This is a genomic window from Thalassospiraceae bacterium LMO-JJ14 (assembly GCA_021555105.2).
Taxonomy (GTDB): Bacteria; Pseudomonadota; Alphaproteobacteria; order Rhodospirillales; family Casp-alpha2; genus UBA4479.
This window is the reverse complement of sequence record CP134604.1, coordinates 3,230,463-3,252,247: the sequence shown is the minus strand read 5'-3', so window position 1 is coordinate 3,252,247 and position 21,785 is coordinate 3,230,463. Positions and strand designations below refer to the sequence as shown.

The following is a 21,785-nucleotide window of genomic DNA, read 5'->3' as shown; positions in this document are numbered from 1 at the left end:
CTTCGCCGGAGTGACCTGAAGATTGAACTGAATGATATGGGATTTGAGCGATGACAAATCATCTCGATGACGACTGCATCTTCTGCAAAATCATCCGTGGCGAAATTCCCTGCTTCAAGGTCTGGGAAGACGACGAGACGCTGGCCTTCATGGATATCAATCCGATTGCCAAGGGCCATGCGCTGATCATCCCCAAGCTGCATACGCCGAATATCTTCGAGACCCCCGAAGGCAAACTCGGACCGGTCATGAATAGCGTCAGCCGGGTTGCCCGCGCAGTCAGGGACGAGGTCGCGCCTGACGGCGTGAATATCCTGCAGGCCAACGGGCCGGGTGCATTGCAGTCTGTCTTCCACATCCATTTTCATGTGATCCCGCGCGTGCATGGCGACGGTCTCACCATGAACTGGGAAATCGTGCCGGGCGATATGGCGGAAATCGGCGCCTTGGCCGAGAAAATCGCCGCACGCACCGCCGCCGATGCCGGCTGAGTAATTTTACTTTAGAAAATTCTAATATCCTTCGGGTTGTAATCTTCAGGTCAGGGTTTTCTGTCACTGTTTTGGCAGTTGATGAATTGGAGAACCCAATGAACGCGTTGCAAAACCAGGATCAGAAGACCCTGAACGTGTTGTTCGTTTGCGTGGACAACGCGCGCCATTCCCTGATCGCGGAATCTCTGCTGCGAAGCCACCGCGTGCGTGGCGTGCGTGCTTTCAGTGCCGGTATCGACCCGGCCGACAAGGCGGATTCCTTCGCCCTTTCGGCATTGGTTCTGGCTGGCCTTGGCAATGAGGGCCTGTGGCCCAAGCACTGGGACGGTTTCGCCGACCCGAAACGCCGGTTGATCGATGTCGTGGTGACGATCGGCGAAGATGCGGCGCGGCTGTTGCCGCACACGTTCCCCGGCAACCCCGATTACGTTAACTGGACCTTCGACGCCGAAACGTCGATGAGGTTCCATCATGGCGTGTGGCGGGATATTCAGATGCTGAAACCGTTTGTCGATGTCCTGGCCGATGACCTGCGCGCCGCCATGGCGCCTGCATTTCTGCCGTATAAAGAAGAACACGCCGAAGCGGCGGAATAGGCACAAGTCTAGCGGCGGACGAAAAACGTCACGTCCGGCATCGGGCGTTCGTCGAACATTTCGACGTCTTCCGACAGATGTTTGCGGCAGAACCGAAGCACCTTTTCAGGGTTGGTATAATATAACCCGTCGTAGCGTTCCTCTTCGTCGTCGCGCAACATGTTGAAGGCCAGCGCCTTGCCGGTGCGGTGCCAGAGCTGGCGCAGACTGGCCTCGACATACTCCTGCCACTGATCCGCATCGGCATCGCCGTTCAGGTTATAAGTGCCGGACGCAAAGCTGTAATCCGCGTGCTTGCTCGCCCACATCTTGCGATGAAACGAGGCGCGGGGATCGCTGATGCGGTCACGGCAAGCGGCGATCATCTCCTGCGAGATGTCGTAACCGTAATAGGTGCTTTCCCTGAGCACCGGGTATTCCGCCAGATACTCGAAAAACGCACCGTAGCCGCAGCCGAAATCATTGATGGAGATGCCGCCCGACGCCATGTCGGCGTCTTCGATGATATCCATCAGCCGCTCGAAGCGGCGGCGCTGCCAAACTTCGCCTTTCCAGAACACACCCTTGGCGGTGGCGCCGCACTGATCCAGCCGGCGCCCGTAGATGCGGGCGACCGGGGCCAGAAGTTTGGGCGCGCGTCGTAAAATGCTGATGATCACGGCAGAAGGCTAGCCGCAACGTTGCCGGATGCCAATCGGTTGTTTGCGTTGCCGGCTTACGCGTCGGCGTCCGGCAGGTGCATCCATGCCGGCGGGGCAGGTGTCAGGGTGGCGTCGCCGGCCTGTAACGGCCCGCCCGAGGTAATGGCCTGCAACCGCAGCATGGCCATGCCGATATCGCCGCTAAGCGAGCGCACATCGCCAACGACCTTGCCGTCCAGCATGATATCGGTGCCGGGTTCGGTGGTGCCTTCGACCGTGACCGGGACCAGGCGTTTTTTGATCAGGCCCCGGTATTTTGTCCGTGCCGTCAGTTCCTGGCCCATATAGCAGCCCTTTTTCCAGTCCACGCCGGAAAGCTCGTCGAAGCCGCTTTCGAGCAGGATCGACTTGTCCTTTTCCAGATCGAGCGGTGCTTCCGGCAGGCCGAGGCGCATGCGGTGGCGCTGGTATTCGTCATCGTTGGCCTGTTCTGCGCCCAGTCCGGCGATATCCGCGCCCTTCGGGGCAATGACGCGGACGCCGGCCGCTGCAAGGCGGGGATCGGCATAGAGAATCGCCCCGTCGGCGGTTTTCTTCTGCTGGCCGTTGCTGAGCACGTTTTCAGCCCCGTCTGCGAACAGCACATGCACGCCATATGCAGGCTCGGTGTCCTCAAGCGTTACTTTCGAGCGCAATTTGAACATGTTCAGCTTCTTGATCAGCTCAGAAGCATCGCCCGCCAGACAGTCGGCCAGCAGGGCGTCGCCGTCGGCGACGATGAAGAAATCGAACAGGTATTTCCCCTGCGGCGTCAAAAGCGCCGCATACAGGCCGTGCTGACCGTTGGCACGGGCAATATCGTTGGAAATCAGCCCCTGCAGGAAGCTGCGGCTGTCCTCGCCGGTGATACGGATGATGCTGCGATCGCTCAGGTGAATGCGTTTCATTGCGCCCTCATAACTGCTTTAGGGTGTAAGATGGGGGCTTGAAGGGCGTCTCTGCAAGGGGCCGCCCGGAAGACACCGGTGGAAACCGGTTCGTTATGGGGTCATGGTGGGGTTTGCATCGCCCGATGGCTTGCTTATAAGAAAGCAGAATCAGGGGTAGCCGCATGTACGCGTTATTCGTTACATCGACACGAGTTGGGGACGCGATCCTGTCCACGGGCGTTCTGTCGCGCCTGATGGACGAGAATCCGGGCCTGCGCGTGACCGTTGCCTGCGGTCCGGCGGCGGCGTCGCTGTTCGAGGCCGTGCCGGGGCTTGAACGGATCATCGTGCTCGACAAGATGCTCGGCTCGTTGCATTGGGCCTATCTTTGGGCGCAGACGGTCCGCAGGCGCTGGGATATTCTGGTCGATCTCCGCAATGCACCGGTGACGTACCTGATCGGCGCCGACAAGCGCTATCGCATAGTCCGCTCCAGAGGCGGCGGACACCGCATCCGTACGCTGGCTGCCGTGATCGGTGCCGATAAAAATCCGCCGGCGCCGAAAATCTGGCTGGACGAAACGCGCCGTGCTGCGGCGAAGTGGCTGATTCCGGACGGCGGGCCGGTATTGGCCATCGGCCCGACTGCCAACTGGCGCGGCAAACAGTGGCGCGGCCAGTCGTTCGCCGAACTGATTTCCCGGCTGGCGGCGCCCGACGGCATTCTGCCCGGCGCCCGCGTCGCGATCTTCGGACGCGATGACGAACGGCCGATGGCGCTGCCGGTTATCGAATCCGTCCCCCAGGACAGGCTTCTGGACCTCGTTGGGCGCATCGATCTGCTGACGGTCTACGCATGTATGGAGCGCGCGGCATTGTTTATCGGCAACGATTCCGGGCTTATGCATCTGGCGGCGGCCAGCGGCATTCCGACGCTGGGCTTGTTCGGGCCGTCGCCGGCGGACCAGTATGCGCCGTGGGGGCCGCTTTGCGATCATGTGCAGGCGAGCCTCGGATTCGATGAAATTTTCCCGGAAGACTTCGATCACCGCAATACCGATACCCTGATGGACAGTCTCAGCGTCGATCAGGCCGAAGAAGCGGCGAAAGAATTGTGGGCACGGGCCAGGGAAGCGGCGGCGTGAGCGGCAGTATGCTTCTTTCCGCCGTGATCAGCGTGCATAACGAGGAACATCAGCTTCGCGATTGTCTGGCGACGCTTGGTTTCGCCGATGAAATCGTCGTTTTGCTGGACAAATGCACCGACGGTTCGAAAGAGATCGCCGAAGACTTTACCGACCGCGTTATCGAAGGGGCATGGACGATCGAAGGTGCACGCCGGAATGCCGGGATCGACGCCTGCCGGGGGGCCTGGGTGTTCGAGATCGATGCCGATGAACGCGTGCCGGAAGATCTGGCCCGGGAAATCCGCGCCACCATCGAAACCACACAAGCAGACTGGCATGAAATTCTTGTCGACAACTATGTCGGCAAGCGGCTGGTGCGCTGGGGCTGGGGGGCGTCGTTCGGCAAAGCGGCCTATCCGGGGTTGTTCAGGAAAGGAGTCAAACAGTGGGGCATGCAGCGCGTGCATCCGTCGCTCGCGTGGTCGGGCCGGAAAGGCGCGATGCTCAAGAATCGCCTCGTGCATTATGTGGACCGCGACGTTTCGGACATGATCAAGCGGCTCGACAGCTACTCGACGGCGCGCGCGCTCGATCTGATCGACAGCGGCGACATCGGCGGCATGGCCAACAACGTGCGCCGCTTTTTTTCACGTTTCATCAAATGCTTCATCGCCCGCAAGGGCTACAGGGAAGGCGGCCTGGGGCTGCTGATCGCCATCTGTGCCGGGTTGTTTCCGCTGCTGTCCTACATCAAGGCCGCCGACATGCGGAAGGATGATTGACCGTGGCGTGTATTATCCTTGCCGATGACGGGATTGTTTTCGACGGCCTTACCCCTGAACGGGGGCCGCTGGGCGGGGCCGAAAGCTCGGTCATCCAGCTTGTCGAAACCCTCGCCGCACGGGGCCATGACGTCACGGTTTATAACAACTGCGAAGCGGCGCTCGATTACAAAGGTGTGAAATGGCGGCCGATCGTGGACGGCGTGCCGGACAGTGCCGATCTGTACATCGCCAACCGCGGCGACAAGCTCCTGAAACGCTGCGAAGGCGCGAAGCGGACGGTGTTCTGGACGCACAACCCGTGCGGCTACATGTTGAAGCTGCGCTATTTGTGGCAGTTTCTGCGCCGCCGCCCGGTGATCGTCTTCATCGGCTCTTATCATGCGGCAACGCTGCCCGGCTGGGTGCCTGACGGCGGTCGCAGAACGATCCCGTACGGCCTGCCGGATCTGTTCTGCGAGGCCGAGGCGGCCATCGATGTGCCGGGCCCGCGTGCGATTTTCACATCGAATCCGTTGCGCGGTCTCGACTGGCTGCTCGATCTGTGGTCCGGCGAGATCGAACCCCGGGTGCCGGGCGCCGAACTGCATGTGTTTTCGGGCGCCGCCACCTATGGCGCCGCCGGCGCACGCAAGGGCGATGCCATGGCCGATGTGCTGTCGAAGGCACAGGCCCTCGAAGGGCAGGGCGTGCGGTTACGCCAGCCGGTCGGCAAGGCACAATTGATCGACGAACTTAGGCTGTCGCGCGTCATGCTCTATAAGGGCGATATCAACGAAACATTCTGTCTGGCCATTGCCGAGGCGCAGTGCCTTGGCGTGCCGGCGGTGGTGCAGCCGGTCGGCTCGATGGCCGAGCGCGTGCGAGACAATGAAACCGGCTTCCTCGCCATTGACGATGCGTCCTTCGCGCTTGCCGCGACGCGGCTGCTCACCGATGATGCGTTGTGGCGCAGCCAGCATGCGTCGGCACTTGAAAAACAGCGCACCTGGCGCTGGGTGGACGCGGCAGCAGCATTCGAGGAGCTAATCGAAACCCCATGAAGGTTTTGCAGTGAAGGTTTTACAGGCCATGGCCGGTGCGGAATTCGGCGGTGCTGAGGCGTTTTTCGTGCGCCTGTGCATTGCCTTGCATCGCGCCGGTGTCGAACAAAAGGTCATCATCCGCAAGCATCCCGGAAGAGCCAGGCAACTGCGCGAAGCGGGGATCGAGCCGGTTGAGCTGGCATTCGGCGGGCGGCTGGATTTTGCCACGCCACGGGCGATGAAACGCGAAATCAACGCCTTCAAACCGGATGTGGTCCTGACATGGATGAACCGCGCGACCAGCATGTGTCCGAAAGGCGACTTCGTGCACGCGGCGCGTCAGGGCGGCTATTACGATCTTAAGTACTATGCCAACTGCGATCACCTGATCGGTAATACCCGCGATATCGTCGAGTATCTGGTCGAGCACGGCTGGCCCAGCGAAAAGGCGCACTACTTGCCAAATTTCGTTTCCGCCGAAGCGGGGACGCCGCTGGATCGGGGCGAGTTTTATACGCCGAAGGGCGTACCCCTGATCGTCTCGCTGGGACGGTTGCATGAGAACAAGGCTTTCGATGTATTGCTGCGCGCCCTGGCCCGCGTGCCGAATGCCTATCTGTGGCTGGCCGGCGACGGCCCGTTGAAGGCAGAGCTGATGCGGCTCGCCGAGGACCTCGCCATCAAGCCCCGGGTCCGGTTTCTCGGCTGGCGCGATGATACTCAGGACTTGCTGGCCACGGCCGATCTGTTCGTCTGCCCGTCCCGTCACGAGCCGCTCGGCAATGTGGTGATTGAGGCCTGGGCGCAGGGCTTGCCCGTGGTCGCCGCCGATTCCATGGGGCCGGGGACATTGATCGAGAACATGGAAACCGGCATTCTGGTGCCGGTCGATGACGAAATTCTCATGGCCCGGGCGATTCGCGGTGTGCTCGACGACGACAATCTGGCCGAGCGTATCGCCCGGCAGGGCCTGAAGGCCTATCAGGACAACTTCACCGAGGCGCAGGTGGTCGAACAGTATCTCAAGTTCTTCGAACAGGTCACGGGCTGAACCATGTGCGGTATCGCCGGACTGATGACGGCAGACGGCAGCGCCCCGGCGCTCACCGTTCTGGACCGGATGGCGCAGGCGATTGTGCACCGTGGCCCGGACGGACGCGGCGATTATGCCGAAGCCGACGTCGCGATGATGCAGGTGCGCCTCGCCATCATCGATCTGAAAACCGGCGATCAGCCGCTGTATGCACCGGCCGACGCCGAGCGGGGCAGGCTGGCGCTGATCGCCAACGGGGAAATCTATAACTACATCGAACTGCGCCAGCAGATGAACGATATCGACTACGCGACCGGGTCGGATTGCGAATCGATGCTGTATCTGTACCGCGAACACGGTATGGATTTCGCTGAATATCTGCGCGGCATGTACGCCGTCGCGATTCACGATCCGGATGACGGGGCGCTGGTGCTGGCGCGCGATCCGTTCGGCATCAAGCCGCTGTATTACGGCGTCGCCGAAGACGGTTTCGTGTTTGCTTCCGAACCGCAGGCGCTATTGGCGGCCGGGCTGGTGACGCCCGCCGTCGACAGTGCGAAACGCGACGAGTTGCTGGCGCTGCAGTTCACCACCGGGGCCGAGACGATTTTTCCCGGCATCTATCGCGTGCTGCCGGGGGAAACCCTGATCGTGCGCAAGGGCCGCATCGCCCAGCGTGCGCGCCTTGCCGCCCTGCCGCCCGGCGCACCCGTCAAGATCACCTGCGACGAGGCGCTGTACCGCTTCGACAAGATCATTACCGAAGCCGTCAACGTGCATCAGCGCTCGGACGTGCCGTACGGGATGTTTCTGTCGGGCGGCATCGATTCCTCGATCATCCTCGCCGTGATGCGCCGTCTGAACCCGGCGCCGGTGCATGCACTGACGGCGGGGTTCCCCGGCACCGACGTGCATGACGAACGCGAACACGCGCGCGCCGTGGCCCGTGCCTGCGGTGCCGAGCACGAGGAAATAACCGTCACCGAGGAAGATTTCTGGCGCGTGCTGCCGCAGATCGCCGCGGCCATGGACGATCCGGCGGCGGACTATGCCGTGGTGCCGAGCTACATGCTGGCCGCCAAGGCCCGCACAGCCGGCCTTAAGGTGGTTTTGTCGGGCGAGGGCGGAGACGAGCTGTTTGCCGGCTATGGCCGCTACCGAAGGCAGAACCGCCCGGCGATATTCGGCGGCCGCAAGATGCGCCACCGCGCAATCCTGGACGGGACCGGGGTGTTGCGCGAAGACCCCAAAGGCTGGCGCGACGGCATCGCGCTGGCCGAGACCGAAGCGCACGCATACGGCCGCAATAACCTGCAGGCGGTACAGGCGACGGATATCGCCGACTGGCTGCCGAATGATCTTCTGACAAAGCTGGACCGCTGTCTGATGGCGCACGGAGTCGAAGGGCGTGTGCCGTTTCTCGATCCGTACGTCGCCGATTTCGCCTTCCGCCTGCCGAATAATTGCAAGGTGCATCACAAGAGCGGCAAGTGGCTGCTCCGGAAATGGCTGGAAACGGCGCTGCCGGAAAGCAAGCCGTTCAGCAAAAAGCGCGGCTTCACGGTGCCGGTCGGGGCGTGGATTTCAGGCCGGGGAGGGGCGCTTGGCGCACTCGTCGCGGCCAACCCGGGAATCGCGGCGGTTTGCGATCCCGACGCCGTCAAACGCCTGTTTTCGGCCGGGCCCGGTCAGGGGCAGGCGCAATGGACGCTGCTGTTCTATGCGCTTTGGCACAAGCGCCACATCGAAGGCCGGGACGCATCCGGCGATGTGTTTGCGGTTTTGAATTCTTAATCCACCCCCTCTCCTAACCTCTCCCCCTCAAAGGGGGAGAGGGATTGAAGGGTTGTATGTTTCGGCAGGGTCCCTCTCCCCTACGAAGTGGGGGAGAGGACAGGTGAGGGGGCCTAGATCCCCTTCAGCGCGACCCGCTTTATGATGAAATCACCGCCGCTGTCGGAAATCCGCACACCGTCGAACGGATCGGAAAACGCCCGGTCCGAGGTCACGATCATTTCCTTATCGTCGAGGCTGACATGCATCGCGCCGTCGGTGCCGCGGGTCCATGAAATCTTGTGGAATTTCTTGTCCTCGAGCGTTGCCGGGTCCGATGTCGCGATGACGCTGGAGCCGGAACTGCCGACCCGGTGGAGCTGCAGCCCCTTGCCGCTGACGTACAGAAGCCGATAGCCGATGGCGGCGTTCGCGCCCTGAAAAACCCCGACCTCGAAATGACTTTCCGCCTGCCATGACGACATTTCCAGTTCCAGGGCGAAGGCATTGCTGATGGCGGCGCGCGTCACGATGACGTTTTGTGTCGGCCCCGTATTGCCCGACTGCGTGCCGGTGGCGCGTTTCAGGATCTGGCCCAGAAGCACCTTGGCCAGGTCCTCACCGCCGCCCGATGACGATTGCTGCGTCTGTTGCGCGGTGATCAGCCGGTTGCGCAGGCCCCAGCCGGTTTCGATGAAGTATGCGCCGCTCAGCACTTCCCAGACCGGGTTGGCGGTGAAATTACCGTCCGTGAAGCTGTCGTCGAGAAGCACCGTATTCCAGGGCGTTACGGCGCCCTGCGCCAGATTGCGCAGGTCCTGCAGGAACACCGGATCGGCGGCCTTGGCTTTTTCCGCCTCGTCGATCAGCTTGTTCAGCTTTTCAATGAAGGCCGGCACCGAACCGTCGCCGCTGTTCGTTCCCGACGGATCGGACCATGTCGAATAGCGGTTGTTTTGCGCGTTCAGCGACAACGGGGCGAGGCAGATGACAAAAATAACGAAGACCAACAGGCGCATGGCGGTAACCTCCCGAACTTTGCCCTATGCTAGCACAAAGCGGCGCGGCCGAAAGCGCTCTTCGCTGGACACAAACGGCAAATCGTGCGAGCAACGGGATATGAGCCAAACAGACCGCATAACCCTGAAACGGCCCGACGACTGGCATGTGCATTTTCGCGACGGCGCCATGATGCAGGCCGTTGTCCCGGCCACCGCCCAGGCTTTTGCCCGCGCCATCGTCATGCCCAATCTGGTGCCGCCGGTGACGGACATCGCGGCCGCCGAGGCCTATCGCGCGCGGATCAATGCGGCGGTGCCCGCCGGTTGCGATTTCACGCCGCTGATGACGGCGTACCTGACCGACGAGACATCGCCCGAAATGTTGAAAGAAGGCGCCGAAGCCGGTGTCTTCACGGCGGTCAAGCTGTATCCGGCGGGTGCGACGACCAATTCGGCGTCCGGCGTCACGGATGTCGCCAAGGTCATGCCGGTGCTGGAAGTCATGCAGGAGATCGGCCTGCCGTTGCTTGTCCACGGTGAAGTCACGGATTCCGACATCGATATATTCGACCGCGAGGCAGTGTTCATCGACCGCATCCTGTCGCCGCTGCTGTCGCATCTACCGCATTTGAAGGTCGTGCTCGAGCATATCACGACGAAAGATGCCGTCGATTTCGTCGCCGCCGGGGACGCATCCAGGCTGGGCGCGACGATCACCGCGCATCACCTGATGATCAACCGCACCGATATCTTCCGGGGCGGCATCCGCCCGCATCTTTACTGCCTGCCGATCGCCAAGCGCGAGGCACACCGTCTGGCGCTCCGCCACGCCGCCACGTCCGGCGATCCGCGCTATTTCCTCGGCACCGATACCGCACCGCACGCGCGGCACCTGAAGGAAGCCGCCTGTGGTTGCGCCGGCATCTATAGCGCCCCGGTGGCGATGGAAGTCTATGCCCAGGTGTTCGATGATGAAGGCGCGCTGGACAAGCTCGAAGCCTTTGCGTCGCTGAACGGTCCCGCTTTTTATGGCCTGGAGGCGAACACGTCGACGCTGACGCTGGTGCGTGAAGCGTGGACCGTGCCGGAAAGCCTGGACGCCCAATCGGGCGAGGCGCTGGTCCCTTTCATGGCCGGGGAAACACTCAATTGGCGGTTTGCGAACTGATTTAACCCAGGGTTTTCTTGGCGCTGGCGCCACCTTCGACCCGTAGACGGCGAAGCAGTGTCTTCATCATTGCAACGACGATGGGATTGCTTTTGCGCAGAACCCTGTCGAATACCTTTTTCGGGACCACGATGAGCTTGGTCGGACCCATGGCGCGGGCAGTGGCCATCCGCTCTTCGGCATCGACCAGTGCCATTTCACCGATCAGCTCACCAGCACCGACAACACCAAGAACCAGCTCGGCGGTGCCGTCGCCACGCGCGATTTCGACCTTGCCGGAATCGACGAAAAACGCCTCAGCCCCAACCTCACCTTGATTGAAGATGATCTCCCCGGGTTTATAATCCCGGTATTCCAGTTCGATCTCATCTGTGTCTTGATCGGCAGGTTGTTTGACTTGGGAATCGTTCAAAAGCAATCTCCTAACTGTCGATAAGATAAGCAATGCTTTGTTATACGACAACGCCCTATAGGTACGGGGATTGACCTAAGCGCCGCTGTGCTTATGGTCGGGAAAACGCCATTCCCGGGAGAGACAAAATGAGCGATACCGAATTCAACGCCCTGTTGCTGAGCGCCGATGACGACGGCAAGGTCACCAGCAGCTTCGAAACCCTGCCCAATGACCACCTGCCCGAAGGCGACGTTACCGTCGCCGTCAAATATACGACGCTGAACTACAAGGACGGCATGATCCTCAATGGCCTCGGCAAGCTGGTGCGCGAATATCCGCATATTCCCGGCATCGATTTTTCCGGTGTTGTCGAGGAGTCCGCGCATCCCGATTTCAAACCCGGCGACGAGGTCATCCTGACCGGCTGGCGCGTCGGCGAAGTGCACTGGGGCGGTTATGCGACCCGCGCCCGGGTCAGCGGCGACTGGCTGGTGCCGTTGCCGGCCGGCATTTCGCTGGAACAGTCGATGGCCATCGGCACCGCCGGGTTCACGGCGATGCTGGCGATCATGACGCTGGAAGAACACAAGCTGACGCCGGACACCGACAAGGAAGTGCTGGTCACCGGTGGTGCCGGGGGCGTCGGCTCGATCGCCGTGTCGGTACTGTCCAACATCGGCTACAAGGTCGCCGCCTCGACCGGGCGCGCCGAGCAGCACGATTACCTGAAAAGCCTGGGCGCGACGATGATCGTCGAGCGTGACGAGCTGGTGACGCCGCCGAAAGGCCCGCTCGGGCGCGAACGCTGGGCCGGGGCCATCGACAATGTCGGCGGGCCGACCCTGCACCATGTACTCGCCACGCTCGGCTATTGGGGGGCCTGCGCGTCGGTCGGCAACGCCGGGTCGTTCAAGCTCGACACCACGGTGCTGCCGTTCCTGCTCAGGGGGATTAATCTCTGCGGCATCGACAGCGCGACGTGTCCCAAGGAACGCCGCATCGTCGCCTGGGACCGGTTGTCGAAGCAACTGCCGATGGACAAGCTGGACGCCCTCACCAACCGGGCAGGCTTTGCCGAGCTGCCCGACCTGGCCGGTCAAATCCTCAAGGGCCAGATCCGCGGTCGTATGGTGATCGACGTCAACGGCTAAACGTTAACGCCTGTTAAGTATTTGATTCAAAAGAAAAGCCGTCACCGGGGCCTCCGGCGGCGGCTTTTTTCGTCGGCCGCGGCGATTTGGCACCGATTCTGCAAAGATTTCCCAGAATGTTGCTGAAGGGAGATCGAAATGCTCAGGGAAATGCACAGGGAAACGCTCAGGAAAGTCAGTTTTGTGCTGGTCTTTGCCGGATCGCTCGGCGCGTGCAGCTATGTCGACGAATACGAGCGCCAGGTCTCGGACTGGGAGCCGGTGTACTGCTACAAGTCGCTGGCCGCGACGTCGTGCTACAGGGAACCGAAGCACGCCGACAGCCTGCGCCTGGTGAACTATTACGGCCCGCACCCGAGCCGCTATGACGCCCCCGCGCCGCTGGCCGAGCCGAATTTCAAGGCACCCGAGCCGGTCAATTACTGGGTCAAGGACGCCGAGCCGGTGCCGCACGCGATGCCGTTGGGCGACCCCGCCGACCGCCCGTGGCTGACCGCCGACGGCCGTACCCGCCAACAGGACCTCGAACACATATCGGCGCTCCGGGCGAGCGACACCGGCACCATTGCGCTGCTGCGCAGGATTTCGCTGACCGGGACGCCGGAAAAGGCGACGCTGCCCGACCCCGATTTGACGGTGGAATAAGCGCTCCTCTCACTCCTTTGGGCGCTTCCCCTCTCCTTGGGGAGAGGGCGGCGCGCAGCGCCGGGAGAGGGGCAAGAGAGGGGCCCGGGCGTCCTCCCCCTCTGCTTGGGGAGAGGGTGGCGCGCAGCGCCGGGAGAGGGGTATCTGGAAGGGCCGGGAGACGGGGCGCTTTTAGCTGCCCGCATACCTTGACAGGGGGCCGTGAACGCCGTAAATCCCCGGTCTCACACCTGTGGCGGAGTAGCTCAGCTGGTTAGAGCAGCGGAATCATAATCCGCGTGTCGGGGGTTCAAGTCCCTCCTCCGCTACCAATTAAAACCCCGTGATTCTTCTGAATTGCGGGGTTTTTCTTTATTGCTTCCGCAAATCAATGCACAGTTGATAAAAAGGCGCCTCTCGATGCATACCTTCAAGCTCACGCCCAAGCCGCAAAGCGACTTTCGCCTGGAAATCAGCGAGATTCAGAAGCGATGCACGCTTGCGAAGTACGGCTATCGCCACAATAAAGTCGTGTATGGCTTTTGTGATAAGTTGCCTGATCTCTCGGAGCTGCAATCTCTGGGGTTGAATATTGAAGAAATTCCTTTCGAGGACGCCCATCTTACGCTTGCGCAGAATATGGTCGAACGCGGCCGCGCAAAGTCGAAGCTCGAGCATCTTCAACATGATCATCTGGAAAACGGTGCGCAAAATGAGCCCGAGCAAGCCGTCGCGCAGCAGAAGTTGACGGACCTGAACAATACCATTCAAGCCACCAAAGAGGCTCTGGGCATTACCGGCACGCTCAGAACATTGAAGTTTTAGGTATGACCCTCCACGGCCGCGCATTTTTATGTCTATCGGAGCCAAAATGAAACTCATGGCCCTTAACCTGCCCCGGGATCTTAACGAACGGGAATTGGAAGAATTATTCAAAGTTCATGGCGCGGTGACAGCCTGTTCGCTTGTGCTCGATGACAAGAGCGGTGCGTCAAAAGGTTTTGGATTTGTCGAGATGACAAGCGAGGACGACGCGAGAATTGCTATTGAAAAATTACATGGCACCAAGGTGAAAAAGAACAAAATCCGGGTTAAGTCCGCGGTGTAATTCTCAGATTGGCGGCCTGTTAAAAGGGCCGGTGCTAATCCCCGTGTTGGGGGTTCAAGGCCCACTTCCGCTACGATCCCTTCTAAAATACCGTCTAGATTCAACGGCTTATTTATAGGGCAATATTGCCCTGAATTTATTTTTTTTAATCCGTACATCCACTCGGAGTGTGCTGTATTTTCGACGATGAAGAACTCATGATAAGTAAACTTCTAACAGAAGTAGAACCGACTTATTCAGGTTGGATTAATGCCTACGTTTAAGCTCACAAACCTTCAGGCTATCTCCTCCGCCCCTCGCGACGATGAGGCCAATTGGCTGGTTGATGCAGAGGGCTCAATTGATTTTCTTCGAGCGAATGCCGAAAACGAAGACATCGTTTTATTCGCCAGCACGAAATGCGCGGTAATACATGGGGCTCTGGCCCTGACTGATCAATTGACACCTGAAGCTATTTGTAATGCGCAGCATGAACGGTTCCCGCAGTTGGATGACGGTTGGAAAATACAACAAGCTTGGGGAGGCGGTCAGGGACATCGGATGTATCTTGAAGCGCCATTAGAATTCTCATCGAAAGTTTTTGTGGGAGGTGAGCAATTAGTTTTTCGTCGGGTTTTCTACGATGTGGAAGAAGTCGAACCGGCATTCGAGATGAGCCAGAAATTAATCCACAGTTTGGACTTACATTTTCTCCCCGACCGGCAGGCGTATTGTCGGCTTGATTCCCGTGGCGACATCGAAGAGGTAATCAAAGTTGTGGATCACAAAGGGGGTGGTGACTGGGATTGGTTTAGAGTTGTTACTATCCGGCGCCGCGACCTCGACAAATATATGGCGCTATCTAACACCTGCCTTGTTTTTCGCTTTGATTTTACCCGTGTTCGCTGGGGTAATTTTGGAGGATGGGGCACGATCGATCGATATGAAAGGGAGTTCGACGATCTCAGCTATCACGGTGGTGTTGACGGACACGGTAGCTATTGCGCTGGCACGATGGTGGTTCGGCCAAGCGTAACTGTCGATGACCTCATTCAAGAATGGAAAGAAGAAGACGACGTTTCAAAACGCCAGTATGCGACATTTAAAATTTACGACAGAAAGAATGATAAAGCTGTCGAGACTTCGTGCGGCCCTGAGTTTCTGTCGAACTATTTTCAAAAGTCGGAGCTGCCATGGGAGATTTCACCAGCGTTCTTCCGCCCTGAAGTGTTGCAACGTTTTAAAAACGATCCTGAAAAATACAGTCTTGAGGATAGGAGCATAAGCTGTCGAAACGCATGGTATCTAAAGACATATGATATCAATGAAGTCGGCCAAGTTCACACATATATCGGTTATTTGGCTGATCTGCCCTATGAAGAACAGTTGTATTGGCAGTCATTTAATGAGTGGCCAAAGGGGCCAATTTCAAGAAGAGCGCTTAAGACCGACATATTTGGTCAATGGGATACCGATTACGAACCTTTGTCGGAGTTGAAGCGAATTGTAGTTAAGTTGGATGAGAACCCGCCGAGTTGGTGGAATAAAAGAGGTAAGAAACTCATAGAGTCGGTACGGTATCCCGTTACAGATTCATCAAAGGAATGGGCGGATGAACTGCTGGCGCTTGACCAGCTTGTCGTCGAAGGATTTTTGGTTAAGCCCTTACGAAAGCTAATTGAAAAACGCGGTGGAAAGTATGATCGGAATTGGGCCTCTCTGAGAGTGTTGAGAGAAGTCCTCGTATGTTACGGTTGTGATGAAGATGTTGCCTCAGAGATTATTCATCCGTTGTTGCAAGTGCATGGACTTCGAACCGATGTGCGAGGGCATGCAACAAATGAGAAGAAGAGAGATGCCGAATCCAGGGCGCGAAGCGAATTTGGGACTTTTCGGGAGCATTTTCGTCAGCTCGCTGCCGAATGCGAAGATTGTCTGAGTGAGTTGGTTTCAGCCCTTAGTAGTTTTGAAGAAATAGAAGAGTGAACTTGAGAATTAAACCGCTATTCGGCCGATAAATTTCTTTGGCTTACGGCAGTATCGCACCTCCGCGACCAATTTTTAAGCCCTGCAACCTGATCGGGTTGCGGGGTTTTTTCGTGCCCGGTCTGATCTCGGGGTCACACACGCGCCCGCGCCCTTGCCGGCCCTGTCGGGTGGTCAATTATCAGCAAAACCAACACAATTTTTGTGTTGAATATTAAACAATTTCATAGTGTAATTTTGACCGCGCGTGCCTGCACCGCACCATTGCCAACTGTTGGGAAATGTCCAGATGTCCACACCGCCTCTTTTCCTGCTTCTTTGCTCGGGCGAGCACGAGAAGCTGCAGATGGCCGCCATGATGGCCTCCGTTGCCGCCGTATCGGACCGGCCGGTCACCGTATTCGTCAGCATGAACGCCATGTACTGCTTCGCCCGCGATGCCGGTGACGAGCGTTACAAGGGCGGTGCGATGTCCGATGTCCTGAAGGCCAAGGGGGCGCCGGATCCGATCAAACTGTTCGGCCAGGGCAAGATGCTGGGCGACATGACGATGGGGGCGTGCTCGATGGCGCTCGATGTCCTCGGCTGGACGCTTGACGACATGGTCGAGGATCTGTTCGACGAGGCCATGGGGCTGACCGCGTTTTTATCCGATGCCGAAGCCGGCCAGTTGATCACGCTGTGAGCATGCAAGCGATCATAACCCAGTTGAAAAGGAACGAGTATTGAGTGAACGAATGAAAGTCGATGCGCGGGGCGCATTCTGCCCCGGGCCGCTGATGGAACTGATCGCCGCGTTGAAACTGATCGAGGTCGGCGATGAAGTGGAATTGTTATCGACGGACGAGGGGACGGCCAAGGATGTCCCGGTGTGGTGCGACAAGGTCGGCCACGAACTCGTTTCTTCCGAGAACAGCGACGACCACTGGAGCCTGATCATCCGCAAATCCAAATAGACGGCCTCCAGAACAAAAAAATTCGTGATCAACACGTCAGTCAAAACAGGGCCGGCCTGATGCCGCGCCAGAAGCAAGGGAGCGAATCATGACGACCAACATCCTTATCGTCGGTGGCGGGCTTTCCGGCACCATCATCGCCAACGGACTTTGCCGGCGCCTCGGCAAACAGCTCAGGCGCGGCGAGGTGGCGATCACGATGATCGGCACCAGCGACACGCATATGTATCAGCCGGGCCTTCTGTACGTGCCGTTCGGCAAGTTCCGCGAGTCCGAATTGTTCCGCGATCAGCGCAAGGTGCTGGACCGCCGCGTGCCTTACTTCGTCGATCCGGCAACCAAGATCGACGCCGAGTCGAAATCGGTGACGACGCAATCGGGAAAAGTGCTGAAGTACGATTATCTGGTCATTGCGACCGGGTCGCGGATCGTCCCGCAGAGCATCCCCGGCATGGCCGAAGGCGCGCACTGGTTTTACGACCTGGACGGCGCGCGCAAGATGCGCGACGCCCTCGACGCGTTCGAAGGCGGCAAGATCGTCGTCAACGTCAACGCGCCGCATAAATGCCCGGTGGCGCCGCTCGAGATCACGTTCATGCTTTACGATTACCTGACCGAGCGCGGTCTCATGGACAAGACCGAGATCACCTACACCTATCCCATCGGCCGCCTGCACGCGCTCGAGCCAGTCGCGCAATGGGCGCAGCCGGAAATGGACCGTGTCGGCATCAAGTACGAGACCTTCTTCAATACCAAGGAAGTGCATCCCGAGGATAAAACCATCGAGTCGGAAGAGGGCGTGACGCTGCCCTACGACATGCTTGTGACGATTCCGCCGCATATGGGCGCCGAAGTAATCACCGATTCCGATCTCGGCGCCGGCGGCTGGGTGCCGACGGACAAGACCAAGCTGACGCGCGAGGGGTCCACTGACATCTTCGTGTGCGGCGATACGACCAATATTCCGATCTCCAAGGCCGGGTCCACGGCGCACTTCGAAGCCGACGTCGTGGTCGAAAACCTGACCTCGCTGATCACCGAGGACCGCTGGGCAAAGGACTACGACGGCAAGGTGTTCTGTTTCATCGAAACCGGCATGAACAACGGCACCTATGTCTGGTTCAATTACGCGACGCCGCCGAACCCGGGCCCGCCGACGCAGATGATTCACTGGTTCAAGCTGGCCTATAACCGCCTCTATTGGCTCAGCGCCAAGGGTTTGCTGTAAGGGATCGAACACATGACCGCACATTTGAATAACGATCCGATGTCCGATATCGGCAGGCTGACGCAGGCGGCGCAAGAGGCGCTGACCGACGGCATGGTCGAGCGGCTGACGGAAACGGCCGCAAGCGCGCTCGATATCGTCGATCGGCTCAATGACGAGGACACCAAGGACGCCGTTGTCCATATCATCGACCGGGTGACGGAATTGCACCGCACCGGGGCGCTGGAAACGCTGTTCGAAATGGTGACCCTGGTGCACGGCGCCAGGGAAGCCCTGACCGACGGCATGGTCGAGCGCTTGTTCGCGTTCCTCGAGCACATGGTCAACAACCTCGCCACCGAAGAAATCGCCGAACTGGCGACGCATGCGCAGCAGTCCATGGAATTCGCCTCGAGCGAGGCGTCCGGCCGCAAGGCATCGGGCGGGATGATGGCAACGTTATCGATGCTGTCGAAGCCCGAAACCCAGCAGGCGCTGCAGTTCATGATTTCTTTCGCCTGCCACATACGCGGCCTGACCCTCAGGGATCAGGACGAAAGCTGACGGCGGCTGGGCGGCGTCAGTCCGCCGGATCGACAGGGGTTGTGAGCGGGCGGGCGCGTTCGAGCACCGCACCGGCATCGAGTATAACGTCCTCGCGGTAGCGCGGCCCGACCAACTGCACGCCGAGCGGCGCGGCCTCGCCCATGTCCAGCGTGACGGTCAGTGACGGCACGCCCATGACCGGCAGCGCGACCTGGGTCATCTGCGCTTCGATGACCCGGTCGAAGGCGGCTTCCGACTGCACGTCCAGCTGATCGGGGAACGGCGGCTCGGCCGACACCGGCAGGAGAACCACCGGATAATCGGCCAGAAACATCTGCCATGCGCGGATCAGTGTCGCACGCTGCTGCAGGGCGGCCATCACGGTTTCGAGTGCGTTGTCCCGGCCGATGGCGGCGTGGCGCTGCAACTGTTCGAAGACGAACAGGGCATCGGGGTCGGCCTCGTCCTCGATCGCTTTCATCCCGCCTGAGAGAAAATCCGCAACCCACAGCGCCAGTTGCACGGCGACGGCCGGGCGCAGCGGCGGGCAGGGGGCGGCGTCCACGGTCCAGCCGTCGGCGCGGAGAATTTCCGCCGCCGCCTGCAAGGCATCGACCACCGCGGTATCGGTTTTCATGCCGTCGGGATGCGTGCACAGCGCGCAGCGCTTTTCCAGCGGCGGGCACTCGGCGGGGGCGGGGACGTACCAGCTGTCGCGGATATCCGGCGCGCTCATGGCGGCGAAGCCGAGGCGCAGATCTTCGACGGTTCTGGCGATGGGGCCGGAGACGGCCATCAGTTGCGCGCCGATGTTGCGGTCCGGCGCCGTAAAATTCACCGCCGGGACACGCCCGAAGGTCGGCCGCAGCCCATGGATACCGCAGGCGTAAGCGGGATAGCGGATCGATCCGGCGATATCGGTGCCGTGCCCGATGGCGCAGATCCCCGCCGCCGTGGCCGACGCCGCCCCGCCCGACGAGCCGCCCGGCGTCAGGGCCGGATCGCGGGGATTGCGCGTCGTTCCGTAAAGGCTGTTGCGGGTGAACCAGCGCAATGAAAAGGCCGGTGTGTTGGTGCGCCCGACGATCACGGCACCTTGCTTGCGCAGGCTGGCGACAAACGGGCTGTCGGTCCTGGCGATCAGGTCTTTCTGGATGCGCAGCCCGTTCGTGGTCGCGTGACCTTCCTGATCGACGTTGGTCTTGATGGTGACGGGAACGCCGGCGAGGATTCCCGGCTCGTTGCCCTCGGCGACGGTCCGGTCGACGGCCTCAGCCGCTTGCAGGGACGCATCGGGATCACTGTCGACAACGGCGTTGAGGGCCGGGTTGACCTGCGACATGCGCCCGAGCGCGCTTTCGGTTGCGGCACGCGCGCTGGTCTTTCCCGTTCTGACGGCGTCAGCGATAACGTGCGCCGGCCAGCGCCAGATTTCTTCGGTTTCATGCATCGGTCGTTCCCATTGTCAGCGGCTGCGGGCGTGTGTTCGACCCGAACACCACCCGGACACCATAGGATATCGCGCTGCCGCCGCCAACCGGAGCGGTGCCGGGGGAGGGCGCTCATGACATCGATGAGCCGGAAGGAGTAGTATGTGAAAACTGTGGCGGCGCTCACCGTCATTATGCGCAGGAGTGAGGACCGAGAAGTAAATGCCACGGTATGTAACCTTCGATATTGGCGACATCCGTGGTTCGGCGTTCGGGCCCGCCCTTGAAGTGTGGGAAAAGGTGTGCGGCGGCCGTTTCGCACCGGCGTGGAACCGCGACATCCATTTCCTCGACTTCGATCTGCGCCTGATCCCGCGGATGATGCTGGTGCAGGTCGATGGCCGGCCGGGGATCGGCGTTTACCGGTTCTGGGGCACGGGCATCAAGACCTATGACGGGCAGGACCAGACCAATGACCGGGTCGATACGCAGGAAACCCCGGAAATGCAGGAAGATTTCATTGAGCAATACGGACAGGTCATCGAAACCCGAACCCCGCGTGCCTATGCAACGCAGATCAGGCTGAACGATCCGTTAGAACGATACAAATTCGAGGCCTGCTTGCGGCTGCCGTTCAGCACGGACGGCGAAAACGTGGACTGGGTGCTCAGCATCGACCACTACGCCGATGCGTGGGATGTCCTGCTCGGTGAACTGGGCGTCGCTGCGATACCGCAGCCGTTCGACTAACCGCGGCGGTTATCCCCGGATGCGGCGTCACGTTATTTTTGCATGGCTACCACGCGTTCATTCGGTTGGTTGCGTCCGGTGTTCGGCAGGATAATGCGTACGACAGGGTGGCCTGCGGGCGGCTCTTAACCTTCTCATGAGAGATGAACATGGCCGCTGACTTAAGTCTTGCCGCCCCGCCGCCTCATCTTGGCGCGCGGCCTAAATTCGATTCCAGTGCGGTTCTGCCGATCTTCGCCGTGACGGTGCTGATGTGCAGTTCGTTCGGGGTCGTTTTCGATCTGGTGCTGGTGGTCGTGTGCCGCATGCTGGGCGCGCCGGAGGGCGTTACCTTGGCCGCCGGCATTCTCGGCGCCGTCATCGCGTTGGGACTGTCCCTGTGGTTCGCCTATGACGTCTGGCGCCTGGAGCGCGAGACGGCCCCGTATCAGGGCTAAATTTGCGCCCCGAAATGAGAGGCCGAGCGGCATTTTTTCAAGAACGATGCGTGCCCGGGTATGCTCCGGCCTTCCCGCCATTGATTTCCGCCCGCTGATCGCCCATCGTTTCGGCTAACGAATAATAAAACACCAGCGGAGGATCACATGACCATCCAGGTGGGCGATCGCGTGCCCAGCGTCAACGTCGGCATCATGACGCCCGACGGACCGGGTGTCACCGGCACCGATGCGATCTTTACCGGCAGGACCGTCGCCGTGTTCGGGCTGCCCGGCGCTTTCACCAAGACCTGCTCGTCGCAGCACCTGCCGGGCTTCGTCGGCCATGCCGACGCACTCAAGGCCAAGGGTGTCGACGAGATCGTCTGTATCTCCGTCAACGATCCGTGGGTTATGGACGCCTGGGGGCAGAGCCAGAATACCGAAGGCCGCGTCACCATGATCGGTGACGGGGCGCTCAACTTCACGCGCGCGGCGGGGCTTGAGGTCGATCTTTCGGACAAGTGCTACGGGCCGCGCTGCAAGCGGTTCTCGGCGCTGGTCGTCGACGGTGTCGTCAAGACGCTGCATTTCGAAGACGGTGGCTTCGGCGAAACCAGCGCCGAAAAACTGCTCGAGGACTTAACCTGAGCATGCCCGCACCGGGCA

General features: G+C 60.2%; 25 protein-coding genes and 1 tRNA gene. 21 read left to right on the top strand and 5 right to left on the bottom strand.

Annotated features, from left to right (window positions below):
• The first annotated feature begins 50 nt into the window (after positions 1-50).
• Together L2D14_15440 and L2D14_15435 are read left to right on the top strand one after the other, a co-directional pair.
• On the top strand, positions 51-491 hold the full coding sequence (locus L2D14_15440; GenBank protein ID WNJ99251.1) for an HIT family protein: 441 nt from the start codon (positions 51-53) through the stop codon (positions 489-491).
• A gap of 98 nt (positions 492-589) precedes the next feature.
• Positions 590-1,090 (top strand): hypothetical protein, encoded by a 501-nt coding sequence (locus tag L2D14_15435; protein ID WNJ99250.1) that lies wholly within the window; start codon positions 590-592, stop codon positions 1,088-1,090.
• Positions 1,091-1,098: 8 nt separating this feature from the next.
• Here L2D14_15435 and L2D14_15430 read toward each other — a convergent pair whose 3' ends face one another.
• Together L2D14_15430 and L2D14_15425 are read right to left on the bottom strand one after the other, a co-directional pair.
• A complete protein-coding gene (locus L2D14_15430; protein ID WNJ99249.1) occupies positions 1,099-1,749 on the bottom strand; it encodes a class I SAM-dependent methyltransferase in 651 nt (216 codons plus the stop codon).
• Positions 1,750-1,805: 56 nt separating this feature from the next.
• Positions 1,806-2,678, bottom strand: coding sequence for a folate-binding protein (locus tag L2D14_15425; protein WNJ99248.1), 873 nt, complete (start codon positions 2,676-2,678; stop codon positions 1,806-1,808).
• A gap of 164 nt (positions 2,679-2,842) precedes the next feature.
• Between L2D14_15425 and L2D14_15420 the strand changes: the two genes are divergently transcribed.
• From L2D14_15420 to asnB, 5 genes are read left to right on the top strand one after another with little or no spacing between them, the layout of a single operon-like run.
• Complete coding sequence (locus L2D14_15420) at positions 2,843-3,805, top strand: glycosyltransferase family 9 protein (GenBank protein ID WNJ99247.1); 963 nt, start codon at positions 2,843-2,845, stop codon at positions 3,803-3,805.
• A complete protein-coding gene (locus L2D14_15415) occupies positions 3,802-4,569 on the top strand; it encodes a glycosyltransferase family 2 protein (GenBank protein WNJ99246.1) in 768 nt (255 codons plus the stop codon). The genes L2D14_15420 and L2D14_15415 overlap by 4 nt, the downstream gene beginning before the upstream one ends.
• A gap of 2 nt (positions 4,570-4,571) precedes the next feature.
• Positions 4,572-5,612 carry a glycosyltransferase family 4 protein gene (locus tag L2D14_15410; protein WNJ99245.1) on the top strand — a complete coding sequence of 347 codons (1,041 nt, stop codon included), beginning with the start codon at positions 4,572-4,574 and terminating at the stop codon, positions 5,610-5,612.
• A gap of 10 nt (positions 5,613-5,622) precedes the next feature.
• Complete coding sequence (locus L2D14_15405; GenBank protein WNJ99244.1) at positions 5,623-6,645, top strand: glycosyltransferase; 1,023 nt, start codon at positions 5,623-5,625, stop codon at positions 6,643-6,645.
• Positions 6,646-6,648: 3 nt separating this feature from the next.
• Complete coding sequence (gene asnB, locus L2D14_15400) at positions 6,649-8,421, top strand: asparagine synthase (glutamine-hydrolyzing) (protein ID WNJ99243.1); 1,773 nt, start codon at positions 6,649-6,651, stop codon at positions 8,419-8,421.
• A gap of 113 nt (positions 8,422-8,534) precedes the next feature.
• Here the strand turns inward: asnB and L2D14_15395 are convergent, their stop codons facing one another.
• Positions 8,535-9,419, bottom strand: a complete 885-nt coding sequence (locus tag L2D14_15395; protein WNJ99242.1) for a hypothetical protein — start codon at positions 9,417-9,419, stop codon at positions 8,535-8,537.
• A 100-nt stretch (positions 9,420-9,519) separates the two neighbouring features.
• On the opposite strand from L2D14_15395, the gene pyrC reads away from it, so the two are divergent.
• Entirely contained in the window at positions 9,520-10,569 is a 1,050-nt protein-coding gene (pyrC, locus tag L2D14_15390; GenBank protein WNJ99241.1) for a dihydroorotase, read from the top strand.
• 1 nt (position 10,570) lies between these two features.
• Here pyrC and L2D14_15385 read toward each other — a convergent pair whose 3' ends face one another.
• Entirely contained in the window at positions 10,571-10,981 is a 411-nt protein-coding gene (locus tag L2D14_15385; protein WNJ99240.1) for a cyclic nucleotide-binding domain-containing protein, read from the bottom strand.
• Positions 10,982-11,109: 128 nt separating this feature from the next.
• Between L2D14_15385 and L2D14_15380 the strand changes: the two genes are divergently transcribed.
• The 10 genes from L2D14_15380 (at position 11,110) to L2D14_15335 (ending at position 18,538) form a co-directional block, all read left to right on the top strand.
• Positions 11,110-12,114: an MDR family oxidoreductase gene (locus L2D14_15380; GenBank protein WNJ99239.1), complete on the top strand. Its 1,005-nt coding sequence runs from the start codon at positions 11,110-11,112 to the stop codon at positions 12,112-12,114.
• 138 nt (positions 12,115-12,252) lie between these two features.
• Positions 12,253-12,759 (top strand): hypothetical protein, encoded by a 507-nt coding sequence (locus tag L2D14_15375; protein ID WNJ99238.1) that lies wholly within the window; start codon positions 12,253-12,255, stop codon positions 12,757-12,759.
• A gap of 234 nt (positions 12,760-12,993) precedes the next feature.
• A tRNA-Met gene (locus L2D14_15370) sits at positions 12,994-13,070 on the top strand.
• 88 nt (positions 13,071-13,158) lie between these two features.
• Complete coding sequence (locus L2D14_15365; protein WNJ99237.1) at positions 13,159-13,563, top strand: hypothetical protein; 405 nt, start codon at positions 13,159-13,161, stop codon at positions 13,561-13,563.
• 46 nt (positions 13,564-13,609) lie between these two features.
• Complete coding sequence (locus L2D14_15360) at positions 13,610-13,846, top strand: RNA-binding protein (GenBank protein ID WNJ99236.1); 237 nt, start codon at positions 13,610-13,612, stop codon at positions 13,844-13,846.
• A 249-nt stretch (positions 13,847-14,095) separates the two neighbouring features.
• Positions 14,096-15,811, top strand: coding sequence for a hypothetical protein (locus tag L2D14_15355; GenBank protein ID WNJ99235.1), 1,716 nt, complete (start codon positions 14,096-14,098; stop codon positions 15,809-15,811).
• Positions 15,812-16,100: 289 nt separating this feature from the next.
• Entirely contained in the window at positions 16,101-16,496 is a 396-nt protein-coding gene (locus L2D14_15350) for a hypothetical protein (protein ID WNJ99234.1), read from the top strand.
• Between the two features lie 40 nt (positions 16,497-16,536).
• Positions 16,537-16,767, top strand: a complete 231-nt coding sequence (locus L2D14_15345; GenBank protein WNJ99233.1) for a sulfurtransferase TusA family protein — start codon at positions 16,537-16,539, stop codon at positions 16,765-16,767.
• An 88-nt stretch (positions 16,768-16,855) separates the two neighbouring features.
• Positions 16,856-17,995, top strand: a complete 1,140-nt coding sequence (locus tag L2D14_15340; GenBank protein ID WNJ99232.1) for an FAD/NAD(P)-binding oxidoreductase — start codon at positions 16,856-16,858, stop codon at positions 17,993-17,995.
• 12 nt (positions 17,996-18,007) lie between these two features.
• Positions 18,008-18,538, top strand: a complete 531-nt coding sequence (locus L2D14_15335; protein WNJ99231.1) for a hypothetical protein — start codon at positions 18,008-18,010, stop codon at positions 18,536-18,538.
• 16 nt (positions 18,539-18,554) lie between these two features.
• Here the strand turns inward: L2D14_15335 and L2D14_15330 are convergent, their stop codons facing one another.
• Positions 18,555-19,970, bottom strand: coding sequence for an amidase family protein (locus L2D14_15330; GenBank protein WNJ99230.1), 1,416 nt, complete (start codon positions 19,968-19,970; stop codon positions 18,555-18,557).
• Positions 19,971-20,172: 202 nt separating this feature from the next.
• Between L2D14_15330 and L2D14_15325 the strand changes: the two genes are divergently transcribed.
• From L2D14_15325 to L2D14_15315, 3 genes are all read left to right on the top strand, one after another.
• Positions 20,173-20,700: a hypothetical protein gene (locus L2D14_15325; GenBank protein ID WNJ99229.1), complete on the top strand. Its 528-nt coding sequence runs from the start codon at positions 20,173-20,175 to the stop codon at positions 20,698-20,700.
• A 149-nt stretch (positions 20,701-20,849) separates the two neighbouring features.
• Complete coding sequence (locus L2D14_15320; GenBank protein WNJ99228.1) at positions 20,850-21,137, top strand: hypothetical protein; 288 nt, start codon at positions 20,850-20,852, stop codon at positions 21,135-21,137.
• Between the two features lie 147 nt (positions 21,138-21,284).
• A complete protein-coding gene (locus L2D14_15315; GenBank protein ID WNJ99227.1) occupies positions 21,285-21,767 on the top strand; it encodes a redoxin family protein in 483 nt (160 codons plus the stop codon).
• The last annotated feature ends 18 nt before the right edge of the window (positions 21,768-21,785 follow it).

Excerpts from the sequence above, each read along its gene's own strand:
- asnB (WNJ99243.1), top strand. The coding sequence starts at position 6,649 with ATGTGCGGTATCGCCGGACTGATGACGGCAGACGGCAGCGCCCCGGCG.
- L2D14_15425 (WNJ99248.1), bottom strand. The coding sequence starts at position 2,678 with ATGAAACGCATTCACCTGAGCGATCGCAGCATCATCCGTATCACCGGC.
- L2D14_15440 (WNJ99251.1), top strand. The coding sequence starts at position 51 with ATGACAAATCATCTCGATGACGACTGCATCTTCTGCAAAATCATCCGT.
- L2D14_15355 (WNJ99235.1), top strand. The coding sequence starts at position 14,096 with ATGCCTACGTTTAAGCTCACAAACCTTCAGGCTATCTCCTCCGCCCCT.
- L2D14_15350 (WNJ99234.1), top strand. The coding sequence starts at position 16,101 with ATGTCCACACCGCCTCTTTTCCTGCTTCTTTGCTCGGGCGAGCACGAG.
- L2D14_15420 (WNJ99247.1), top strand. The coding sequence starts at position 2,843 with ATGTACGCGTTATTCGTTACATCGACACGAGTTGGGGACGCGATCCTG.
- L2D14_15375 (WNJ99238.1), top strand. The coding sequence starts at position 12,253 with ATGCTCAGGGAAATGCACAGGGAAACGCTCAGGAAAGTCAGTTTTGTG.
- L2D14_15330 (WNJ99230.1), bottom strand. The coding sequence starts at position 19,970 with ATGCATGAAACCGAAGAAATCTGGCGCTGGCCGGCGCACGTTATCGCT.
- L2D14_15365 (WNJ99237.1), top strand. The coding sequence starts at position 13,159 with ATGCATACCTTCAAGCTCACGCCCAAGCCGCAAAGCGACTTTCGCCTG.
- L2D14_15325 (WNJ99229.1), top strand. The coding sequence starts at position 20,173 with ATGCCACGGTATGTAACCTTCGATATTGGCGACATCCGTGGTTCGGCG.
- L2D14_15315 (WNJ99227.1), top strand. The coding sequence starts at position 21,285 with ATGACCATCCAGGTGGGCGATCGCGTGCCCAGCGTCAACGTCGGCATC.
- L2D14_15435 (WNJ99250.1), top strand. The coding sequence starts at position 590 with ATGAACGCGTTGCAAAACCAGGATCAGAAGACCCTGAACGTGTTGTTC.
- L2D14_15340 (WNJ99232.1), top strand. The coding sequence starts at position 16,856 with ATGACGACCAACATCCTTATCGTCGGTGGCGGGCTTTCCGGCACCATC.
- L2D14_15380 (WNJ99239.1), top strand. The coding sequence starts at position 11,110 with ATGAGCGATACCGAATTCAACGCCCTGTTGCTGAGCGCCGATGACGAC.
- L2D14_15335 (WNJ99231.1), top strand. The coding sequence starts at position 18,008 with ATGACCGCACATTTGAATAACGATCCGATGTCCGATATCGGCAGGCTG.
- L2D14_15320 (WNJ99228.1), top strand. The coding sequence starts at position 20,850 with ATGGCCGCTGACTTAAGTCTTGCCGCCCCGCCGCCTCATCTTGGCGCG.
- L2D14_15395 (WNJ99242.1), bottom strand. The coding sequence starts at position 9,419 with ATGCGCCTGTTGGTCTTCGTTATTTTTGTCATCTGCCTCGCCCCGTTG.
- pyrC (WNJ99241.1), top strand. The coding sequence starts at position 9,520 with ATGAGCCAAACAGACCGCATAACCCTGAAACGGCCCGACGACTGGCAT.
- L2D14_15360 (WNJ99236.1), top strand. The coding sequence starts at position 13,610 with ATGAAACTCATGGCCCTTAACCTGCCCCGGGATCTTAACGAACGGGAA.